The organism is Blastococcus sp. SYSU DS0669 (genome assembly GCF_054050895.1).
The window spans coordinates 273,884-280,191 of record NZ_JBJHAE010000003.1 but is presented as its reverse complement, the minus strand read 5'-3'; the positions used below and the strand labels follow the sequence as shown (position 1 = coordinate 280,191).

General features: G+C 73.9%; 7 protein-coding genes. 4 read left to right on the top strand and 3 right to left on the bottom strand.

Annotated features, from left to right (window positions below; translation table 11 throughout):
- Window positions 1–81 precede the first annotated feature (81 nt).
- Together ACI792_RS06065 and ACI792_RS06060 are read right to left on the bottom strand one after the other, a co-directional pair.
- Window positions 82–903, bottom strand: a complete 822-nt coding sequence (locus tag ACI792_RS06065; RefSeq protein WP_456601798.1) for an alpha/beta fold hydrolase — start codon at window positions 901–903, stop codon at window positions 82–84.
- A gap of 72 nt (window positions 904–975) precedes the next feature.
- On the bottom strand, window positions 976–2,526 hold the full coding sequence (locus ACI792_RS06060; protein WP_456601797.1) for a flavin-containing monooxygenase: 1,551 nt from the start codon (window positions 2,524–2,526) through the stop codon (window positions 976–978).
- A 158-nt stretch (window positions 2,527–2,684) separates the two neighbouring features.
- Between ACI792_RS06060 and ACI792_RS06055 the strand changes: the two genes are divergently transcribed.
- From ACI792_RS06055 to ACI792_RS06040, 4 genes are all read left to right on the top strand, one after another.
- Window positions 2,685–2,990 carry a muconolactone Delta-isomerase family protein gene (locus ACI792_RS06055; protein ID WP_456601796.1) on the top strand — a complete coding sequence of 102 codons (306 nt, stop codon included), beginning with the start codon at window positions 2,685–2,687 and terminating at the stop codon, window positions 2,988–2,990.
- 40 nt (window positions 2,991–3,030) lie between these two features.
- Window positions 3,031–3,249 (top strand): hypothetical protein, encoded by a 219-nt coding sequence (locus tag ACI792_RS06050; RefSeq protein WP_456601795.1) that lies wholly within the window; start codon window positions 3,031–3,033, stop codon window positions 3,247–3,249.
- Window positions 3,250–3,345: 96 nt separating this feature from the next.
- On the top strand, window positions 3,346–4,353 hold the full coding sequence (locus ACI792_RS06045) for an SMP-30/gluconolactonase/LRE family protein (protein WP_456601794.1): 1,008 nt from the start codon (window positions 3,346–3,348) through the stop codon (window positions 4,351–4,353).
- A gap of 60 nt (window positions 4,354–4,413) precedes the next feature.
- Complete coding sequence (locus ACI792_RS06040) at window positions 4,414–5,625, top strand: MFS transporter (protein WP_456601793.1); 1,212 nt, start codon at window positions 4,414–4,416, stop codon at window positions 5,623–5,625.
- Here ACI792_RS06040 and ACI792_RS06035 read toward each other — a convergent pair.
- Complete coding sequence (locus ACI792_RS06035) at window positions 5,561–6,262, bottom strand: hypothetical protein (RefSeq protein ID WP_456601792.1); 702 nt, start codon at window positions 6,260–6,262, stop codon at window positions 5,561–5,563. The two genes, ACI792_RS06040 and ACI792_RS06035, sit on opposite strands and share 65 nt — an antisense overlap.
- Between the last annotated feature and the right edge of the window lie 46 nt (window positions 6,263–6,308).

The following is a 6,308-nucleotide window of genomic DNA, read 5'->3' as shown; positions in this document are numbered from 1 at the left end:
CGGTGGAGGACGGGTGCGTCCTCCACCGACCCGCGCGTGTCGTGGGTCCTGCCCGCTGACCGTCCCGGGCCGCCCCCCCGCTCAGCTCGACTGCAGCAGCGTGTGCTCGTTCAGGAACGCGGTCACCAGGCGCACCAGGTCGTCGGGTCGCTCGATGTGCAGCCCGTGGCTGGACCCCGGCCCCGTCATCAGCTCGTACCGCGCGCCGGGAACGGCGTCGGCGACCGCCTTCGCCTGCCAGGGCGGGGTGAGCAGGTCCTGCTCGCCCACGACCACGAGGGTGGGGGCGGTGATGCCGCCCAGCCGGTCGAGGGTGTCGTGCGCCAGGTCGGCGTCCCACTGCTCGACCGTGACCTGCATCTGCTCCTCGGTCTGGGGAAACGCCGGCAGCATCGGCTCGAGCATCTTCTCGAAGTCGGGGTGGTCGAGCAGCTGCGGTGAGAAGGCGATGCCGGCGCTCGCCAGGGCCGCCTCCATGTCCCGCGTGGCGTAGGGGTGCCGCAGGGCGGAGAGCACCGAGCGCTGGAAGCCGTCGCACCGCGCCCAGGTCGCGTACATGACCGCGGTCGCGACCTGCTCCGGGTGCGCGAGCGCGAGCTCCTGCAGGATCGCCGAGCCGAGCGACCAGCCCATGACGTGCGCCCGCGGGACGTCCAGTGCCTCCAGCAGGGCGGAGGCGTCCTCGGCCAAGGAGGCCACCGTGATCTCGCCCTCGCCTCGCTCGCTGCCGCCGAGCCCGCGGTTGTCGTAGGCGATCACCCGGTGGTGCTCGGCCAGCCGCGGGACCAGCTCGCCCCAGAGCAGCAGCGATCCCGACGTCCCCATGACGAGCAGCAGCGGGTCGCCCTCGCCGCTGATCTCGTAGTTGAGCGTCACTCCGGTCCGGACGGCCGTCTGCGGCATGGTGGCTCCTCGCTGAGCTGTGGAACCCGCCGGGCACGGCGCCCGTCGGGAGATCTGGGCAGGGCGACGGCGTCACCGGTAGACGAGCGACCCGTCGTCGAGATCGGCCTTGGGCAGGATCTCGGCCTCTGCCGCGTGCTCCAGCATGTGCGTCCACGGCTCGCGGTCGCCTTGCTTGAACAACACGTGCTGGGACCGCATGACGTACCCGGCGTTGAAGTCCTCCGGGTCGCACCACGGGCGCACCTGCATGCCGGCGTCCTCGTCGCGCAGCGTCGGGACGACCATGGTGGCGTCCTTGAGCTCCATGGTCTCCATCAGCCGGATCACGAGGTCGCTGACGAGGTCCACCCGCAGTGTCCAGCTGTGCCGGAAGTAGCCGAAGACGTAGGCCATGTTGGGGACGCCGCTGATCATCAGGCCGCGCCAGGTGAAGCGTTCGGTGAAGTCCACCGCTTCGCCGTCCACGGCGAAGGCGACGTCCCCGAGCACGGAGAGGTCGAACCCCGTGGCGGTGACCACGACGTCCGCCTCCAGCTCCTCCCCGGAGCCGACCCGGATCCCCGTCTCGGTGAAGGTCTCGATCGTGTCGGTGACGATCGAGGCCTTCCCCTCCCGGAGCGCCGCGAACAGGTCACCCTCGGGGACGATCGCGATGCGCTGCTGCCACGGGCGGTAGCGCGGCGTGAAGTGCTTCTCGACGTCGAAGCCCTCCGGGAGCAGCGGCTTCATCGACTCCATGAGGAACGTGTGCAGATCGTCGGGGGCCTCGTGCGCCAGCCGGGCCAGCTCGTTGAACTCGGCGGTGTAGGCCCGGCGGAGGATCTCGTGGGTCCAGTCCTCCGGGATGTCCAGCTGCCGCAGCGTCACCGCGAGGTCGTGCGTCAACGGCGGGGCGAGGAAGTAGGACGGCGAGCGCTGCAGCATGGTGACGTGCGCCGCCTGCCCGGCGATGGCGGGGATCAGCGTCGCGGCGGTGGAGCCGGACCCGATGACGACGACCCGCTTGCCGGAGAGGTCCAGGTCGTCGGGCCACTGCTGCGGGTGCACGACCTGGCCCTCGAACCGCTCCATCCCCTCCCAGCGCGGCTGGTAGGGCCGGGCGTGGTTGTAGTAGCCCTGGCACATCCACAGGAAGCCGGTGGTGAACCGCAGCTCCTGCCCGGTGTCGGTGCGGGTGACGTGCACGGTCCACCGTCGGTCCTCGCTCGACCAGTTCGCTGCCGTGACCTGGTGCAGGAAGCGGATGTGCGGCGCGAGGCCGTCCTCGGCGATGACCTCGTCCAGGTACTTCAGGATCTCCTCGCCCGCCGCGATGGAAGGGCCGCGCCAGGGCTTGAAGCGGTAGCCGTAGGTGAACAGGTCGCTGTCCGAGCGGACGCCGGGGTACCGGTGGGTCCACCAGGTCCCCCCGTGGCGGTCCTGGGCGTCGAGGAGTACGAGCGACTTCTCGGGGAAGCGTTCCCGGAGGTGGTGGGCGGCCCCGATGCCCGAGACGCCGCTCCCGACGATCAGGACGTCGACGTGCTCGGGGGGGACGGGTCGCCCGCCTGCTCCGGCTCGGTGCGCTGCTCGGTCAGGGTCATGGTGCCGACCTCCACGTGCTGCTGTGGTCCAGGTCACAGAAGGTACCCACCGCGACGGCCGCTGCGGGAGACCCGGCGCGCCCGGGAACACCGGCCGGTCCGAAGCCTTGTCGCGCGGAGGAGGCGGGAGCACCCTGACGGCCACCCCGCAGCGGCGGCGTCGGACGGCGCCGCCCCGCACCTCAGGAGCGCCCGATGCTGTTCCACCTCAGCTTCCGCGTCGAACACACCCGCCTGGACCGCGACGAGTTCTGGGACGAGTGGGAGCGGGAGACCCAGGCGGCGGTCGGCGCGATGGAAGCGGGGCTGATCAAGAGCCTGTACAAGGTGGCCGGCCAGCGCCGGGTGATCGGGATCGTGGAGGTCGAGTCGCACGACCAGCTCGACCAGGTCGTGATGGGCGCCCTGCCCATGAGCCACCACCTGACCCTCGAGGAGGTCCTCCCGGTCCGGGAGTACACCGCCTTCGCCGAAGACGTGCGCAGGCGCTGGAAGTCCTGACGGCGGCCGGTGCGGATCGGCCACCCCTCCCGGCGAGCCCATGTCCGCGACGCCGCCGCCCCACCGGCGCGAGATCCGCTCGGCCCGGTTCCCCCACGGGCTGCCGGACCGCTGCGACGACACGGTCCTCGAGGCGTTCGACGGCGCCTGGCTGCTGCTGGAACGCACCCCGAGCGGCTACCGCGTCCTCGGGACCGCCGACGACTACGCGGCGGCCCGGGCGTGGCTGACCGCGACCGGGGACGCGGCCGAGCCCTGACGCCGGAGGCCGGGCGCGCAGGTCGCTGGCGCTCCCGGGCGTCCCGCGTCATCGTGTGGGTCGCACGGGGGTCCACCCACTCCACACGGAGGCCTCATGCGCCCGACGCTCCGCCGTACCGCCGCGGCGGTCTTCCTCCTCCCGCCGTTCGTGCTCGCGCTCGCCCCGCCGGTCGCCGCGGACGACCGCCGTCCCGGTGAGGGCCGCGGCCAGCCGGTCACCTACGCGCTGTCCGGCGATCCGGAGGGCTCCCAGTTCGAGGGGATCGCCGTCGCCGGGAAGGGCCGGGCGTTCTACGTCACGGAGACCACCGGCGGGGAGCTCCACCGCGGCCGGCTCGACCACCCGCGGACCGATGTGTGGCTGGACGAGGACGACGCCCTGGCGGACGGCCGGCGCGTCGCCGTCGGCATCGCCACCGACCGGCGCGAACGGGTCTACGTCGCCGGGGGCGACAACCGCACGCAGGACGGCGCGCCCGCGGACGCCCCGGACTTCTGGATCTACGACGACGACCGCGACCTGTTGGCGGCCCTGCGGATGCCCGTCGACGGCCCGCTGTTCCTCAACGACGTCGTCATCGGCCCGGACGGCGCCGCCTACGTCACCGACTCGACCACCCCGCGGATCTTCCGGATCGCCCGCGAGCACGGCGACTGGACGGCGTCGCTGTGGTCGGACGCGGCCGGCACCATCGCGCAGGAGCCGGGCACGTTCGGCCTCAACGGCATCGAGGTGGCCCCCGACCGCCGGTCGCTGGTGGTGGCGCACAGCGCGGCCGGGCAGCTGTGGCGCTTCGACCTCGCGACGGCGGCGCCCACCCTCGTCGACACCGGCGACGTCGACCTGACCTCGGCCGATGGGCTCGTGGTGGAGGGGCGCACGCTGGTCGCCGTCCGCAACTTCCCGCGCATCCTCACCTACCTGCGGCTGGACCCCGACGCCACGGCGGCCCGGGCGGTCGCCGAGGTGGCCACCGACCCCGACCGCGTGCTGACCACCGCGGACGTCGCACGCGGGCGGCTGCTGCTGGTGGACAGCCAGTTCGACGAGGCCCCCCCGTCGCAGGACTCGGAGGTGGTCGTCCTGCGGTTCCGCCCCTGACGACCCGGCCGGTCCCGGCCTCGCACCGTCGCGCCCGGCGGTCTCGTATCGTCCGACCCCATGCGCTCCTCGGCAGCGGTCGACTCGGTCCGCGGCTGGGTGATGGTCGCCGCGGCGTTCGCCGGGATGTTCGTCTCGTTCGGCATCGCCTACTCGTTCGGTGCCTTCCTCGCCCCGATGGCCGAGGAGTTCGGCTCCGGTCGTGGCGCGACGTCGGCGTTCTTCGCCCTGACCTCGCTCACCTACTTCGGCCTGGGCGCGCTCAGCGGCGTCGCGGTGGACCGCTACGGCCCCCGGCGGGTGCTGCTGGTCGGTGCCGTGGCCCTCGGCGCCGGGCTGACCGCGACCTCGCTGGCAGGTGAGCTCTGGATAGGCCTGCTCACCTACGGGCTGGGGGTCGGCATCGGGGTGGCCTGCGCCTACGTCCCGATGGTGGCCGTCGTGAGCGGGTGGTTCGAGCGGCGCCGCACGCTCGCGATCGGGGTGTCGGTGACGGGGATCGGCCTGGGCACCCTCGCGGTGGCGCCGCTGGCCGCCGCGCTGATCGGCGAGCTCGGGTGGCGCACCACCCACCTCGTGTTGGGGCTGGCCGGGGCGGTGGTCCTCGTGGTGTGCGCCCTGGTGGTCCAGGCGCCGCCGGTGGAGGCGGGCCCGGCGGCGCTGACGCTCCGCGACGCGGTGCGCAACCGCGACTACCGGCGGCTGTACCTGGCCTCGGGGCTGCTGTCCGTGGCCCTGTTCGTGCCGTTCGTGCACCTGCCCGGGTACGCCGTGCAGCAGGGGGTCGACCGGGTCGCGGCGGCGGCCCTGGTCGGCGTGATCGGGCTGGCGAGCACCGCCGGCCGGCTGCTCCTGGGGCTGATCGCGGCGCGGACCGGGTCGTTGCGCGCCTTCCAGGGGTGCTTCCTCACCATGGGGCTGAGCTTCGCGCTGTGGGCGCTGGGCAGCGGGTACGGCATGCTGCTCGCCTTCGCCGTGGTGCTCGGCGTCGGCTACGGGGGCTTCGTGGCGATCGGGCCCGCCGTCGTCGCCGACCGCTTCGGCACCACCCGCCTCGGTGGGCTGCTCGGCGTCCTGTACACCAGCGCCGGGATCGGCTCCGCCCTCGGCGCACCGCTGGCCGGCGCGGCCGTCGACGCCTCGGGCTCCTACCTCCCGGCGATCGCCGGCTGCCTGGTCCTGGGGCTGGCCGCCACCCTGGTCGTGCTCAGCGTCGGTCGCGGAGCTCCGGCGCCGGAGAAGGCAGCGAGGGCGCAGCCGGCGGTGCGGTGAGCTCCTGGTAGGCGGTCGTGTGCGCGCGCAGGGCGGCGACCGCATCGGCGACGTCGGTGACCGGGCGGCTGCTCGCCACCACCGCCCGCTCCGCCTCGCGCACCGCCTCGCAGACGTCGGCGACCGTGTCCAGGTAGGCCCGGGCCTCGGGCTCCGGATCGGAGCGGTCGGTCGGGTCGGCCCCCAGGGCTCGGAGCCGCAGCCGCTGCTCGAGCCGGCTGCCCTCGGCGACCAGCGACGGCAGCAGGTCGGGCACGTCCCCGAGGTGCGCACCGGCGGCCTGCGCCGCGGCCACGTGGCGGCGCAGCCCGTCCCGCGCCCGGCAGATCTCCAGCTGCAGTTCCGCCGCGGAGCGCCGGGACCCCGGTGGCAGACGGCGCGCGGCGACGGCGGTGGCCCCCTGCAGGCCCAGCTCGCGGCCGCGGGAGGCCAGCTCCCGGCCGCGGGCGACCAGCGGGCTGCGCCGCACGCGTCGCACCACCAGCCAAGCGGTGAGCAGGGCGACGAGCAGGAGCACCAGCACGGTGCCGCCGAGGACGGCCAGGACCGTGGGGTCGAGCGACATCAGCCACGACAGCTCGCCGTCGTCGCCCACCTCGAGGGCGACGGCGGGGCCGGTGGGCAGCGGGGTGGTCATGGAGCTCCTCGTGCAGGGCGGGGGCCGGTCCCCAGGCAACGCTCAC